This window comes from Streptomyces sp. NPDC001443 (assembly GCF_053597355.1).
Genome location: NZ_JBSFIA010000003.1, coordinates 141,676 through 155,438 on the forward strand (window position 1 = coordinate 141,676; position 13,763 = coordinate 155,438).

Consider the following 13,763-nt stretch of genomic DNA (forward strand, 5'->3'; position numbering starts at 1 on the left):
GCGGGCATCCTGGCATTCGCCGGCGGAGCATGGACCGGACTCCACCGGCGAAGAGGGACGATCCCTAACGTTCTGTGACTTCCCTCTCGTTCCTGCGACTTCCTCTCGGCTACGGGGGCCTGTCATGCATCCGATGGTGAAACCCGCGCTGCGGCGCGGCTGGCGCGACCTGAACACCGTGCAGTTCGGGATGACTCCCGCGCACGCGCTGACGCTCGGTCCCGTGGACACGGCGACCGGCAGCTTCCTCGATCTGCTCGACGGCACCCGCGGTCTCGCGCTGCTGCGCGAGGAGGGCCGCCGGATGGACCTGCCCGACGGGCATGTCGACACGCTGGTCACCCGGCTGGCGCGGGCCGGACTCCTCGACGACGCGAGAGGCGGCGGCCCGCCCGCCGACGCGTTGCGGGCCAGGAAGGAGGCCTTGGCCCGGCTGGGCCCCGATCTGGCCTCGCTGTCCCTGACGACCTCCGGGCCGGGCGACGCGATGGGCCGGCTGGCCGCCCGCCGTTGTCTTCGGGTCCAGGTCAGGGGTGCCGGGCGGGTCGGCGCCCTGCTGGCGGCACTGCTCTCGGGCGCGGGCGTCGGCGAGGTCGACGTACGCGATGACGGCCGCGTCGATCCGGGCGACGTGTCACCGGGCGGGCTGTCCGCCGACGCCGTCGGGGAGCGCCGGGACGCGGCGGCCCGTCGCGCCGCCCGCCGGGCGGCCCCGGAGCGCCCGCCCCGACGTGCCGTCGGCGCACCCCGGAGCGCGGAACCGCCCGGGACCGCGGTGTCCCCCGGGGTCGCGGGCGAGCCGGGGTTCTCCCTGGTGGTCCTCGCGCCCCGGGACGACGTGGCCGTCCATGCCCCCGCCCCGTCCGTCGCCGAACCCCTCATCGCCTCCGGCACACCCCATCTCCACGCCGGAGTCGTGGAGGCGACCGGTGTCGTGGGCCCCTTGGTCCTGCCCGGTGAGACGGGCTGCGCCGGCTGTCTGCACGAAGGGCGCCGGGAACGGGATCCGGTCTGGCCCCGGCTGGTGGCCCAGTGGCAGTCCGGAAGGCCGCACCGGGTACGCGCCTGCGACCTGACGCTGGCCACGACCGTCGCCGGACTGGCGGCGGCCCATGCGCTCGCGTTCCTGGACGGTGGGCTCCCCTCCACCGCGGGGGCCCGCTGGGAGACTTCACTGCCCACGCTCCAGTGGCACGCGCGACCGGTCTGGCCGCATTCCGCGTGTCCGTGCGGGGCCGCGGAGAAAGGTAAGGGAGAACACACCTCCAACGACGGGGAGTCGCGCGAGACAATGGCCGGGCTACGGTCGCCGACGGAGCCATGCCGTACCGCTGGCACACCGCGACCGGCTGGGACTTGGAGGGCGCATGTCTGATCTTCCCCGCAAGGCGGTCACCCGGACCGCCAAGCTCGCCGCGCTCCCGCTCGGCTTCGCCGGGAGAGCGACGTGGGGACTCGGGAAAAGGATCGTGGGCGAGTCCGCCGAGATCGTCGGCCGCGAGCTGCAACAGCGCACGGCGGAGCAGCTGTTCAAGGTTCTCGGCGAGCTGAAGGGCGGGGCGATGAAGTTCGGACAGGCCCTGTCCGTCTTCGAGTCCGCGCTGCCCGAGGAGGTCGCCGGTCCCTACCGGGCCGCGCTGACCAAGCTTCAGGAAGCGGCGCCACCGATGCCCACGCGGACCGTGCACACCGTGCTGCGGGAGCGGCTCGGGGAGGACTGGCGCGGCCTGTTCAGGGAGTTCGAGGACAAGCCGGCCGCGGCGGCCTCGATCGGCCAGGTGCACCGGGCGGTGTGGCACGACGGCCGTGAGGTCGCGGTCAAGGTCCAGTACCCCGGAGCCGGCGAGGCCCTGCTCTCCGATCTGACTCAACTCAGCAGGTTCGCCCGCCTGTTGGGCCCACTCGTTCCGGGCATGGACATCAAGCCCCTGATCGCCGAGCTGCGGGACCGGGTCTCCGAGGAGCTCGACTACGAACTGGAGGCGCAGGCCCAGCGGCTGCACGCGCGGGAGTTCGCGAACGATCCGGACGTGGTGGTGCCGGCCGTGGTCCACCAGAGCGACCAGGTCCTGGTCTCCGAGTGGATCGACGGCATCCCGCTGTCCGAGGTGATCGCCGACGGCACCCGGGCCCAGCGCGACCGCGCCGGGCAGCTGCTGGCCCGCTTCCTCTTCTCCGGCCCGGCCCGCACCGGGCTGCTGCACGCCGACCCGCACCCGGGCAACTTCCGACTGCTGCCCGGCGACTCCGACGACGACTGGCGTCTGGGCGTCCTGGACTTCGGCACGGTCGACCGGCTCCCGGGTGGACTGCCGGCGCCCATCGGCCACTCGCTCCGGATGACCCTCGACGGCCGGGCCGATGCCGTGTACGAACTCCTGTGCGCGGAAGGGTTCGTCAAGGACTCCATCGAACTGGACCCCGACGCCGTCCTCGACTATCTCCTGCCCATCATCGAGCCGGCCCGGGTCGAGGCGTTCACCTTCACCCGCGGTTGGATGCGCGGCCAGGCAGCCCGCGTCGCCGACCCCCGCTCCCCCGCCTACCAGCTCGGCAAGCGGCTCAACCTTCCCCCGTCCTATCTGCTGATACACCGGGTGACCCTCAGCACCATCGGTGTCCTGTGCCAGCTGGGCTCGACCGTGCGTCTGGGCCAGGAACTGGAGGAGTGGCTGCCGGGATTCCTGCCGGACCTGGCGGAGGCCGAGGAGTCGGCCGCGGAGGCCTGAGCCCGGGCGGGACGCGCTCCGTCACCACCAGGCCGAGTCCAGCCGCCCCTCGATCGCTCTGAGGTTGTCGCGGGAACAGGTGTCACAGAAGTACTGTCGACGGCCGTTCTCCACGGAGCAGGTCCAGGTGGGCCGCGGGCCCTCGGCCGATCTGCCGCAGCGGGCGCATTCGAGCAAGCTCGGCTCCGGCTCGGAGCCGCGGTCGTCACTGCCTCCGGGAAGACTCGTCACCTTTCGACGATATCCCCACGGCCGGTGGATCAAGGCTCACAACGCACCGCGGGGGCCGGTCCGTTCGCACGGACCGGCCCCCGCCCGAGACCCTGCTCCCCGGTGCCGGGGAGCCTGTTCCTCAGTTGTGGTCGGTGGTCACTGCATGACCGCCATGGCGAGCGCACGGCGGGCGCGCATCGAGGCGCGCTCGGCCCTGCGCTGCATCCGGCGGGCGGTCACCAGGCGCATGGCCCGGCGTTCCTGCTCCGCCTCGTGCAGTCGCTCGTGCATATGCGCACGAGCCAAGGCTTCTGGGATGAGTTGCATCTCTCGGGTCCTGTTCTGACGCGAGCCGGTCGCGCCGCTGGTGGTGAAGTCTGGAGTCGCGGAGCCGGTGGGCTCGCTGGCGGACGTCTTCATCGGGGCCTGCTTCTGGGGGTCGTTCGTGAGGGGGCGGTCGATGGTTCCTGCGGTGTTCATGCCGTGACCGGGTTCTTGCGCGGGCGGCCACGCGGCCGCTTCCGGGCGACGACGACGCCCTGGACGAACAGCTCGCCACCCCAGACGCCCCAGGGCTCACGCCGCTCCTGGGCGCCGGCGAGGCAGGCCTCGATCAGCGGGCAGGTACGGCACAGGGACTTGGCGTACTCCACGTCCGCCGGGGACTCGGCGAAGAAGACCTCCGGGTCGTAGGACCGGCAGGGGACGGGCACGCCGAGGCTCTCGATGGCGTCGTCGAGCGCGGTGAGCGCGGTGAGCGGGGTGAGCGGGGTGAGCGGGGTCAAGGTGGGGTCCTCCGTGAGGCCGGGCTTGGGGATCGCTTCGGAAGGCGGTACGGACGGGGCGTGCGCTTCGAGTTGCACGGCGGGTTTTCCTCGTCTGGTCGGTCCGGCTCTGTTGAACCGGCTGTCGGCGTGGTACCGGGTTCTTTTCTCTTGTCCCGAGGCCCCTTCGCTCCGTCGTCCCCGTTCGGGGACAAACAGAAGGGCCGCGGATCCCGGATGGGGTTCCGCGGCCCTGAAGGCGCCGGCCTGATCGACGATCAGGCTGGATCACTCCAGGGTTCTGGCCCACGGAAGGCCCACATCAGGTGGTGGTGCGTCGTCTGCTTCCGGATTCCGGCACCGGTCGCCGTAAAGGCATAGGCCTTGGCCTGTGCCACTACTGCTGCTTCCAGTGCCTCGATCGGTCGCTCACTGCGTTCGCGGACGGGAAGACCCGCGAGGGACAGGGAGGTGGCCGGACGCTCGACACGAATGCCGGACGCACCGGTGCCCAGGTTGGAGACGCCGAGCATGCATGCGGAGACGACCGAGGGATCGGTCATTTTCACGGTGCTGGTGGAGCTGGTGTTGATGCTGATCACTGGAATCGCCTCCTCTCGGCGTCTTGGGGGACCGGGGTGAGCCCAGTCCGACGGATATGTAAGTACAGCACGGAATCGAGGCCTTCGAGAAGGCCTCCGTCCCCGTGGCTAAGAACCTATGGGGATTGCCGGGGCGTGCGCAAACTATTTTTTCGACGAGTTCGCATCAGTCCCCGCCGGTGCCTCCGCCGGGCTCCCGGCCTGCGCAGATGGCCAGGACATCGGCCCCGTAACGGTTGAGCTTGCGGGTCCCGACGCCCGGGATCCGCGCGAGGTCGCCCGGTTCGTCGGGGGCGGCCTCGGCGATCGCCATCAGCGTCTTGTCCGTGAAGACGCAGAAAGCCGGTTGTCCGCTGCTGCTCGCCTGCACCCCACGCCACTCGCGCAACCGCTCGTAGAGGCCCTCGTCCATGTCGGAGGGACAGTCCTCGCAGCGCATCAGTTTCATCTCGCCGGCGTCGGTCAGGGTGCGCCCGCAGACCCGGCAGCGGGCCGGGGTGCGCTGGGTCCGGCGCGGGACCACGGTCTGTCCCCCACCGGTGAAGCCGCGCTCGATGCCGCCGGCACCACCCTGCCCGGCACGTCCGGCCGCGCTGCCCGAACCGGGGCGCAGTCCGTCGAGGAACCGGCTGGGTCTGCGGCTGGCCCGGCCGCCCGGGGAGCGGGACAGCGACCAGGAGACGTGCAGGTGCTCGCGGGCGCGGGTGACACCGACGTAGAGCAGGCGGCGCTCCTCCTCGATCTGCTCGTCGGTCTTGGCGTAGGTGATCGGCATCATGCCCTCGGCGACGCCGACCAGGAAGACGACATCCCACTCGAGGCCCTTGGCCGAGTGCAGGGAGGCGAGGGTGACGCCCTGCACGGTGGGGGCGTGCTGGGCGTTCGCCCGTTCGTCGAGCTCGGCGACGAGGTCGCTCAGGGTGGCGCCCGGCTTGGCTGCGGCGAAGTCCTGGGCGAGGTTCACCAGGGCGGCCAGCGACTCCCAGCGTTCCCGGACGGCGCCGGAACCGGCCGGGGGCCGCGTGGTCCAGCCCTCGCCTGACAGCACGGCACGCACCTGGGACGGCAGGTCGACGACGTCGTCGAGGAGCGAGTCGTTGCCGCCGAAGCGGGCCGCGCCGCGCAGGGCGATGCCCGCCTTGCGGACCTCGGGACGGTCGAAGAACCGCTCGGCGCCGCGCAGCTGGTAGGGCACCCCGGCGTCGGCGAGGGCCTGCTCGTACGTCTCCGACTGGGAGTTGGTGCGAAAGAGGACGGCGATCTCGCCGGCCGGGACGCCGGCGCCGATGAGGTCACGGATCCGGCGTGCGGCGCCCTCGGCCTCGGCCGGCTCGTCGGTGTACTCGGTGTAGAGGGGCTCCGGTCCGGGGGCGCGTTGGGAGACCAGTTCGAGGCGGTGGTCGGCGGCGCGGCCGCGGGCCTGGGCGAGCAGTCCGTTGGCGAGGTGGACGACCTGAGGGGTGGAGCGGTAGTCGCGCACCAGTTTCACGACGGTGGCGCCGGGGTGGTGGGTGCGGAAGTCCAGCAGATGGTCGGGGGTCGCTCCGGTGAAGGAGTAGATCGTCTGGCTGGCGTCGCCGACCACGCAGAGGTTGTCGCGGTCACCGAGCCACAGCTCCAGCAGACGCTGCTGGAGGGGGCTGACGTCCTGGTACTCGTCGACGACGAAGTGCTGGTACTGGGCCCGGACCTGCTCGGCGATGTCGCGGCGGTCCTGGAGGACGGCGACGGTCAGCAGCAGGACGTCCTCGAAGTCGATGACGCCGCGGTCGCGTTTGAGGTCCTCGTAGGCGGCGTAGAGCTGGGCGATCTCGGCGGGGGCGCGGGGCGCCTCGCGGCCCGCCCTGGCAGCCGCCGCCGCGTAGTCGGCGGGGACGGTCTGGGTGACCTTGGACCACTCGATCTCGGCGGTGGTGTCGCGCAGCTCGCCCCGGTCCAGACGGATGCGGCAGGCGGCGGCCGCGTCGGCGACGAGCTGGACCTTGCGGTCGACCAGCCGGGGCATGGAGCCACCGATCGCTTTCGGCCAGAAGTACTGGAGCTGACGCAGAGCGGCGGAGTGGAAGGTGCGGGCCTGCACCCCTGCGGCACCGAGCTGACGCAACCGGCCGCGCATCTCTCCGGCGGCCCGGTTGGTGAAGGTGACGGCGAGCACGCTGGAGGGCTGGAGGATGCCCGCGCGGACGCCGTAGGCGATGCGGTGGGTGATGGCCCGGGTCTTGCCGGTGCCCGCCCCGGCCAGCACGCACACCGGTCCGTTCAGGGCGGTCGCGACCTCGCGCTGCTCGGGGTCGAGCCCGTCGAGCACCGCGTCGGCCGAGTCCGGTACCTGCGGGAAGAGTGTGGAATGCGTTGCTGGTGTCACATGGCCATGCTGCCAGGTCGCCCGGGACGGGTGCGCCGGTTGTCCACAGGCGGGCCCTCGCAGTCGTACTAATGCGGCAGGTATCACGTACCCGCCGCCCGCCGGACGGGAATGGTGACCTCTTCACGTACGTTCACCCCCTGCGACCACCCGTCCCCAGAACGTCGAAGGAGCACGAGAGACATGCCGGGCACTGTGACGATGTACAGCACCACGTGGTGCGGCTACTGCACGCGGTTGAAGAGCCAGCTGGACCGCGAGGGCATCACGTACAACGAGATCAACATCGAGCACGACCCGGACTCCGCGGCGTTCGTGGAGAAGGCGAATGGCGGAAACCAGACGGTCCCGACCGTCCTGGTGGTGCCCGCGACGGGTGGCACCGAGGTCGTCATGACGAACCCGAGCCTCGCCCAGGTCAAGCAGGCGCTCGGCGCCTGACTCGCGCACGACACGACCCCCGACGACCCTCCGCGGCCGATCGGGGGTTCTGTGTGTCCCGCGCGCCCCCTCTCCCCGTCCGGAACCCTGTGCGCCGCCCGGTTGTCAGACCCTCCGGCTACGGTGCGCAGCATGGACATGAACGACCCGCAGGACGTGGGCGCCGCGTTCGCGGCGCAGATGCTCGGCGTCACGATCAGCGAGGGGCCGCCCCCGCCGGACAGCCCACTCGGCCGTGTGCGCGCCTTCGTCGCCGAACACGGTCGGGACGCGCTCAGGACGGAACACATCGGGGACGCGATCGCGGGACGCCCCCTGCTCCCCTGAGGGGGCGCCCCTGCTCCCTCGAGCCGGCTCAGACGAAGCTGCGCGTCGGCAGGGGCTTGCCGTACCAGAGTTCGATCAGGCGGGCCGCGATCGAGATGCCGTACGGGGGCAGCACCTCGCCGGTCTCGAAGGCGTCGGTCAGTTCGTCGCGGGAGAACCAGCGGGCCTCGTGGATCTCGTCGCCGTCGACTTCGATCTCGGTGGACGTGGCGTGCGCCTTGAAGCCCAGCATGAGGCTGGACGGGAACGGCCAGGGCTGACTGGCCACGTACTCGACCCGGCCGACGAGGATGCCAACCTCCTCGTGGACCTCGCGGCGCACGGACTGCTCGATGGACTCGCCGGGCTCGACGAACCCGGCCAGCGTCGAGAAGCGGCCCTCGGGCCAGTGGACCTGACGCCCGAGCAGGATCCGGTCGTCCGCGTCGGTGACCGCCATGATCACGGCCGGGTCGGTGCGCGGGTAGTGCTCGGCACCGCAGGCCGGGCAGCGGCGGATGTGGCCGGCCGCGGCGATGACCGTGCGCTCGCCGCAGCGGGAGCAGAAGCGGTGGGTGCGCTGCCAGTTCTCCAGGCCGACGGCGTGCACCATGAGGCCCGCGTCCCGGGGGGACAGCAGCAGACCGGCCTCGCGCAGCCCGGCGGGGCGTGCGGACTGGTCGATACGGCCGGGCAGGGCGTCCTTCTGGAGCGCGAAGTAGCTGACACCGTCCCCGTCGGTGCCCAGGAAGTAGCGGTGCGCCTCGGTGAGCGGAGCCTCGAAGGACGGCGTCATGACGATCTCGGTACGCCCGTCGGACGTCTCGTCGATGAGGACCTGGCCGCCGGAGACCACGAAGCAGCGGGTCGTGGGGTGGCTCCAGGCCGCCGCGAGCCAGGCTTCGTCGAGGCGGTGGTGGGCGGCCCGGTCGATGCCGCTGGGCGCGGCGAGCGAGATGGGTCGGTCGGCGGTGTGGTCGGTCCAGGTGGTCACAGGTGCTTCCATCTCCCCCGGTGGAACGGTTCGTTTCGGCGGGTGGTTCAGCGGAACGTGCGGCAGGAGGCGACCGGGTCCGGCAGGGCTTCCGGCTGCGAGGCGGTTTCTCCGGAGTGCCCCGCGCGGGGTCCCCTGTCGGAGGGCGCACGGCGGTCAGGGCGCATGGCGCCAGTTCTGCGCGAGGTCGCCCCACAGGTACGCGCTGGTCTCGACGCCTTTGAGGAGCAGATCGAGTTCGACCTTCTCGTTCGGGGCGTGCCAGCCGTCCGAGGGGACGGAGATGCCCAGGAAGAGCACGGGGGCGCCGAGCACTTCCTGAAGGTCGGCGGCCGGCCCCGAACCGCCCTCGCGGGTGAAGCGGACGGGCTTGTCGAAGGCGCGGCCCATGGCGCGCACGACGGACTGCAGGGCCGGGTGGTCGAGCGGGGTCAGGCAGGGGCGGGTGGCCGAGCCGAAGACGATCTCGCAGCGGATCCCGGCGGGCACCTGCTCGGCGGCCCAGGCGCGGACGGCCTTCTCGATGTGGTCCGGGTCCTGGCCCGCGACCAGCCTGAACGACAGTTTCACCATGGCCGCGGACGGGACGATCGTCTTGCTGCCGGGGCCCTGGTAACCGCCGCCGATGCCGTTGACCTCGGCGGTGGGGCGGGCCCAGATGCGCTCCAGGGTGGTGTGTCCCGCCTCGCCGTGCAGGGCGTGCGACTTGGCGGTGCGCAACCACTGTCCCTCGTCGAAGGGCAGCTCGGCGAAGAGCTCGCGCTCGCGCTCGGTGAGTTCGACGATGCCGTCGTAGAACCCGGGCACCGCCACGCGCGCGTGCTCGTCGTGCAGGGCGGCGACCAGACGGGCGACGGCGGTGGCCGGGTTGGGCACGGCGCCGCCGAAGGAGCCGGAGTGGATGTCCTGGTCGGGCCCGTGGAGCCGGATCTCGCACTCGGCGAGGCCGCGCATCCCGGTGCACACCGTGGGGGTGTCCTCGGCCCACATGCCCGTGTCGGAGACGATCACGGCGTCGGCGGACAGCCGCTCCGCCCGTTCCTCGACGAGAGCACGGAAGTTCGGGGAGCCGGACTCCTCCTCGCCCTCGATCAGCAACTTGAGGTGGACGGCGGGGGAGGTCCGGCCGGTGGCGGCGAGGTGGGCGCGGACACCGAGTGTGTGGAAGAACACCTGACCCTTGTCGTCGGCCGCCCCGCGCGCGTAGAGGCGGTTGCCGCGTACGACGGGTTCGAAGGGCTCGCTGTCCCAGCCGTCCTCGCGGGCGGCGGGCTGCACGTCGTGATGGCCGTAGACCAGGACGGTGGGTGCCTCGGGGTCCTCGGCGGGCCACTCGGCGTAGACGGCCGGGGCGCCCGCGGTCTCCCAGACCTCGGCGGTCGGGAAGCCGGTCTCGCGGAGCTTCGCGGCGAGCCAGTCGGCGCTGCGCCGTACATCGGGCGCGTGGTCGGGCTGGGCCGACACGGACGGGATGCGCAGCCATTCGGTGAGAGCGTCGAGGAAGGCGGCGCGGTGCTGCTCGATGTACGTACGGACGGCGCTGTCCGGGGTCTGGCTCATGTTCACGAGCCTATAGGCACTCAGTGACATCCCGGCTGGGCGTTTCGTCACACGGACGGCTCCCCGGCCAGCAGACGCTCCAGCGCGGCCCGGTCGGGGAGCCGGTCGGGCCGTACGACCTCGCCGTCACGGACGTACAGGAACGCGGCCGTCACGGACTCCAGGGGCACGCCCTGCTGCTCGGCCCAGGCCAGCCGGTACAGGGCGAGCTGGAGCGGATCGGCGGTGCGGGTGCGGCCGGTCTTCCAGTCGACGATCTCGTACGTCGTCCCGTCGGCACCGCGATGCCGGTAGACGGCGTCGATACGGCCCCGGACCACACGGCCGCCGAGCGCGAGCTGGAAGGGGGTCTCGACCCGGTAGGGCGTGCGGTGTGCGTACTCGGTGCGCTCGAAAGCGTCCTTGAGCGTCTGGAGGTCGTGCTCGTCGGCGATGTCGTGTTCACCGCCGGGCAGTTCCTCGGGTTCCAGCATGGGCAGCGTCAACTCTTCGAAGCGCGCTTCCACCCAGGCGTGGAAACGGGTGCCCCGGCGCGCGGCCGGTTGCGGGGGGCGCGGCATGGGGCGCGCGAGTTCCTGGGCGAACCCGTCCGGGTCGGCGGCCAGGCGCAGCAACTGGGACGCGGTGAGCGTCATGGGCAGGGGGACGTCCCTGACGCTCTGCCTGGCGCGCAGCAGTTCGTCGGTGAGGGCGCCGAGGTCTCGGTCCCAGGAGGCGACGGTACGGGCTTCCTCCGGGGTGAGGCGGCTGTGCTCCGGGTGCCCACCGCGCGCGGGGGCCGCTCGGTGTCCCGGGAGCGCACGGTGTCCCGCCTGTGCGGGTTCCGGGGCGGTCGCCTGGTGCGGGATCGTCGGGCGGTCCGCGAGCGTGGGGAGGCTCGTGGGCGCGGGGCGGTCGGTGGTCAGCGACTCCCAGTCCGGGGTGTCCTCGTCGAAGGGGTCGCCGTCCGCGTGGCCGGGTGCGTGGTCCTCGTAGAAGGGTCCGTGGTCGTCGTAAGGAGGTTCGTCGGAGTACGGCGGTTCGTCGGAGTCGTCGAAGTGGCCGGCGAGGTCCGGGTAGGCGGACTCGTCGGCCTCCGGCGGGAGGGGCCAGTCCGGGTCTTCGGCGGCGTCGGGGGCGTGCGCGGCCGCGGGATCGCCGTCCCCGTGGGCGGCGAGGGCCTCCAGCCGGGCGAGGACCGTCGCGGCGGCCGCACGACGGCGGGCGAGGGCGGCCTCGTCGAGGGGAAGGGGCCACACCTGGTCGGCGGTCGCCCGGTGCAGGGCCGGGTTCTCCTCGTCCTCCTCGGGCTCGTCGGCCCAGGCCTCGATCTCGCCGTGTCCCGCCGCGCAGTGGTCGTACAGCGCCTGGAGGAAGTCGGACGGACCGCGGGGCTTCTTCTGGGTGGGGCCCCACCAGTGGCCGGAGCCGAGCAACAGCGAGCGGGGGCGGGTGAAGGTGACGTACCCGAGACGGAGTTCCTCGGTGTGCTGGTGCTCCTTCATGGCCTCGTGGAAGGCCTTCATCCCGCGGGAGTCCCAGCAGTCGATGTCGGGCAGGGTGTCGGCGTCGCCGCGCAGCTCGTGCGGCAGCACCTTCCCTTGGGCGGTCCACTTCTCCCGGCCCCGGTCGCTGGGGAAGGCCCCCGTGACCAGGCCGGGGACCGCGACGACATCCCACTCGAGGCCTTTGGAGCGGTGCGCGGTGAGCACCTTGACGGTGTTCTCGCCGCCGGGGAGGGCGTTGTCGAGGCCCTTCTCGTACTGGGCGGCGGTGCGCAGGAAGCCCAGGAAGGCCAGCAGGGAGGCCTCGCCGTCCCCCGCGGCGAAGGCGGCGGCGACGTCGAGGAAGTTCGACAGGGTCTCGCGGCGGCGGGCCGCCAGCGCGTGCGGGGACGCCGACAGCTCCACCTCGAGGCCGGTGACGGCGAGGACGCGGTGCAGCACGTCCATGAGCGGGTCGGACAGCGAGCGGCGCAGGTCGCGCAGCTCGCCGGCGAGCCGGGCGAACCGTACGCGCGCGTCGGGCGAGAACGGCAGCCCGTCGTCGTCCCCGGCGCCGTTCAGCGGGGTCTCCAGGAACGTGTCGAGGGCGTCCGCGAGCGAGGTCACCTCGGCGGGGTCGACCCCTTCGACGGCCTCGGCGAGTCTGCGGTCGGGGTCGCCGTCGACGCCCACGCGCGTGTGGGAGACCAGGAGCCGGGCCCGCCGGCCGAGGAGCGCGAGGTCGCGCGGGCCGATGCGCCAGCGCGGACCGGTCAGCAGCCGGACCAGTGACGCGTTGGCGCCCGGGTCCTGGAGGACCTCGCAGACGGCGACGAGGTCGGCGACCTCGGGCAGGTGCAGCAGTCCGGACAGGCCGACCACCTCGACGGGCACGTCCCGGGCGACGAGGGCGCCCTGGATCAGGGCGAAGTCGCCGGCCGTACGGCACAGGACGGCGATCTCACCGGGGGCCGTCCCGGTGCGTACGAGGTGGGCGAGGGAGTCGGCGAGCCAGTCCATCTCCTCGGAGTGGGTGCCCAGCAGGGCGCAGCGGACCGTGCCGTCGCGTTCGGCGCCGGGGGCCGGGCGCAGGGCCTCCACGCCCGCGTGCATGGCGCGCAGCGGCTCGGCGAGGCCGTTGGCGAGGTCGAGGAGGCGGCCGCCGCTGCGGCGGTTCTCGCTGAGGGCCTGGCGGGTGGCGGGGCGGCCGTCGGCGTGGGAGAAGTGCTCGGGGAAGTCGTCGAGGTTGGCGACGGACGCGCCGCGCCAGCCGTAGATCGCCTGGCAGGGATCGCCGACCGCGGTCACCGGGTGGCCGGTGCCGCCGCCGAACAGACCCGAGAGCAGGATGCGCTGGGCCACCGACGTGTCCTGGTACTCGTCGAGGAGCACCACGCGGAACTCGTCGCGCAGCACGCGGCCCACCTCGGGAAGCCGGGCGAGCCGGGCCGCGTGGGCGATCTGGTCGCCGAAGTCGAGCACGTCGCGCTCGCGCTTGGCGGCCCGGTAGCGCAGCACGAGACCGGCCAGCTCGCGGCGGGCGGCTGCCGTCTCGGGGACCTTGCGCAGCTCCACGTTGGTGAGCTTGGCGCTCTCCAGGTCGCGCAGCAGTCCGGCGTCCCACGCGCGCAGGTCCTCGGGGTTCACGAGGTGTTCGGCGAGCTCGCCGTCGAGGGTGAGGAGGTCGCCGACCAGGTCGGCGAAGGAACGGGTGAGCGCGGGGTAGGTGCCCGGGGCCTCGCGCAGCACGCGGGCGGCGAGCTGGTAGCGGGTGGCGTCGGCGAGGAGGCGTGTGGTCGGTTCGAGTCCGATGCGCAGGCCGTGGTCGGTCAGGAGACGGCCGGCGAAGGAGTGGTACGTGGAGATCACCGGCTCGCCCGGCGGGTGGTCCGGGTCGATGACGTCGGGATCCGTGACGCCCGCCTTGACCAGTGCCTTGCGGACGCGCTCGGCGAGTTCGCCGGCGGCCTTGTTGGTGAAGGTCAGGCCGAGGACCTGCTCGGGGGCGACCTGGCCGGTGCCGACCAGCCACACCACGCGTGCGGCCATCACCGTCGTCTTGCCCGACCCGGCTCCGGCCACGATGACCTGCGGGGCCGGCGGTGCGGTGATGCAGGCCGTCTGCTCCGGGGTGAACGGGATGCCGAGGAGCTCTTTGAGCTGCTCGGGGTCGGTGATACGGGCGGGCACGTCGAAGAGGCTAGCCGTGGGCACTGACAGCGGAGGCCCGATCGCCGCTCGGACGGGCAGGAAGCGCAGGTCAGCACGGGTGGTGCGGTGCGTCACAGGGGCTGCGTCACAGGGACTGCGTCACAGGCGCGGCCGC

Annotated in this window: 11 protein-coding genes; 4 read left to right on the top strand and 7 right to left on the bottom strand. The window is 72.4% G+C overall.

The window, feature by feature from the left end; all coding sequences use genetic code 11:
• Nucleotides 1–124: 124 nt before the first annotated feature.
• Together ACWC24_RS05630 and ACWC24_RS05635 are read left to right on the top strand one after the other, a co-directional pair.
• Entirely contained in the window at nt 125–1,375 is a 1,251-nt protein-coding gene (locus ACWC24_RS05630) for a TOMM precursor leader peptide-binding protein (protein WP_450661542.1), read from the top strand.
• A complete protein-coding gene (locus ACWC24_RS05635) occupies nt 1,368–2,729 on the top strand; it encodes an ABC1 kinase family protein (protein ID WP_450661543.1) in 1,362 nt (453 codons plus the stop codon). The genes ACWC24_RS05630 and ACWC24_RS05635 overlap by 8 nt, the downstream gene beginning before the upstream one ends.
• Before the next feature lie 369 nt (nt 2,730–3,098).
• On the opposite strand, the gene ACWC24_RS05640 is transcribed toward ACWC24_RS05635, so the two are convergent.
• The 4 genes from ACWC24_RS05640 to ACWC24_RS05655 all read right to left on the bottom strand — a co-directional run bounded on the left by ACWC24_RS05640 (nt 3,099) and on the right by ACWC24_RS05655 (nt 6,673).
• Nucleotides 3,099–3,422 carry a hypothetical protein gene (locus ACWC24_RS05640; protein WP_450661544.1) on the bottom strand — a complete coding sequence of 108 codons (324 nt, stop codon included), beginning with the start codon at nt 3,420–3,422 and terminating at the stop codon, nt 3,099–3,101.
• Complete coding sequence (locus tag ACWC24_RS05645; protein ID WP_375973008.1) at nt 3,419–3,805, bottom strand: WhiB family transcriptional regulator; 387 nt, start codon at nt 3,803–3,805, stop codon at nt 3,419–3,421. The genes ACWC24_RS05640 and ACWC24_RS05645 overlap by 4 nt, the downstream gene beginning before the upstream one ends.
• Before the next feature lie 179 nt (nt 3,806–3,984).
• Nucleotides 3,985–4,308 (bottom strand): hypothetical protein, encoded by a 324-nt coding sequence (locus tag ACWC24_RS05650; RefSeq protein ID WP_162469027.1) that lies wholly within the window; start codon nt 4,306–4,308, stop codon nt 3,985–3,987.
• Nucleotides 4,309–4,474: 166 nt separating this feature from the next.
• On the bottom strand, nt 4,475–6,673 hold the full coding sequence (locus ACWC24_RS05655; RefSeq protein WP_450661545.1) for an ATP-dependent DNA helicase UvrD2: 2,199 nt from the start codon (nt 6,671–6,673) through the stop codon (nt 4,475–4,477).
• Between the two features lie 183 nt (nt 6,674–6,856).
• Here ACWC24_RS05655 and ACWC24_RS05660 point away from each other — a divergent pair, with 183 nt between their 5' ends.
• Together ACWC24_RS05660 and ACWC24_RS05665 are read left to right on the top strand one after the other, a co-directional pair.
• Nucleotides 6,857–7,114, top strand: coding sequence for a glutaredoxin family protein (locus tag ACWC24_RS05660; RefSeq protein WP_152891521.1), 258 nt, complete (start codon nt 6,857–6,859; stop codon nt 7,112–7,114).
• Between the two features lie 132 nt (nt 7,115–7,246).
• The gene (locus ACWC24_RS05665) at nt 7,247–7,441 is read left to right on the top strand and encodes a hypothetical protein (protein ID WP_450661546.1); all 195 of its coding nucleotides are present in this window, start codon (nt 7,247–7,249) and stop codon (nt 7,439–7,441) included.
• A 28-nt stretch (nt 7,442–7,469) separates the two neighbouring features.
• Here the strand turns inward: ACWC24_RS05665 and nudC are convergent, their stop codons facing one another.
• The 3 genes from nudC to ACWC24_RS05680 all read right to left on the bottom strand — a co-directional run bounded on the left by nudC (nt 7,470) and on the right by ACWC24_RS05680 (nt 13,627).
• Nucleotides 7,470–8,426, bottom strand: coding sequence for an NAD(+) diphosphatase (gene nudC / locus ACWC24_RS05670; protein ID WP_450661547.1), 957 nt, complete (start codon nt 8,424–8,426; stop codon nt 7,470–7,472).
• Between the two features lie 144 nt (nt 8,427–8,570).
• Entirely contained in the window at nt 8,571–9,974 is a 1,404-nt protein-coding gene (locus tag ACWC24_RS05675; protein ID WP_450661548.1) for a dipeptidase, read from the bottom strand.
• Nucleotides 9,975–10,021: 47 nt separating this feature from the next.
• Nucleotides 10,022–13,627, bottom strand: a complete 3,606-nt coding sequence (locus tag ACWC24_RS05680; RefSeq protein ID WP_450661549.1) for a UvrD-helicase domain-containing protein — start codon at nt 13,625–13,627, stop codon at nt 10,022–10,024.
• Nucleotides 13,628–13,763: the final 136 nt, after the last annotated feature.

Coding starts and splice junctions, on each gene's coding strand:
- ACWC24_RS05640 (WP_450661544.1), bottom strand. CDS start 3,422: ATGAACACCGCAGGAACCATCGACCGCCCCCTCACGAACGACCCCCAG.
- ACWC24_RS05635 (WP_450661543.1), top strand. CDS start 1,368: ATGTCTGATCTTCCCCGCAAGGCGGTCACCCGGACCGCCAAGCTCGCC.
- ACWC24_RS05665 (WP_450661546.1), top strand. CDS start 7,247: ATGGACATGAACGACCCGCAGGACGTGGGCGCCGCGTTCGCGGCGCAG.
- ACWC24_RS05675 (WP_450661548.1), bottom strand. CDS start 9,974: ATGAGCCAGACCCCGGACAGCGCCGTCCGTACGTACATCGAGCAGCAC.
- ACWC24_RS05630 (WP_450661542.1), top strand. CDS start 125: ATGCATCCGATGGTGAAACCCGCGCTGCGGCGCGGCTGGCGCGACCTG.
- ACWC24_RS05660 (WP_152891521.1), top strand. CDS start 6,857: ATGCCGGGCACTGTGACGATGTACAGCACCACGTGGTGCGGCTACTGC.
- nudC (WP_450661547.1), bottom strand. CDS start 8,426: ATGGAAGCACCTGTGACCACCTGGACCGACCACACCGCCGACCGACCC.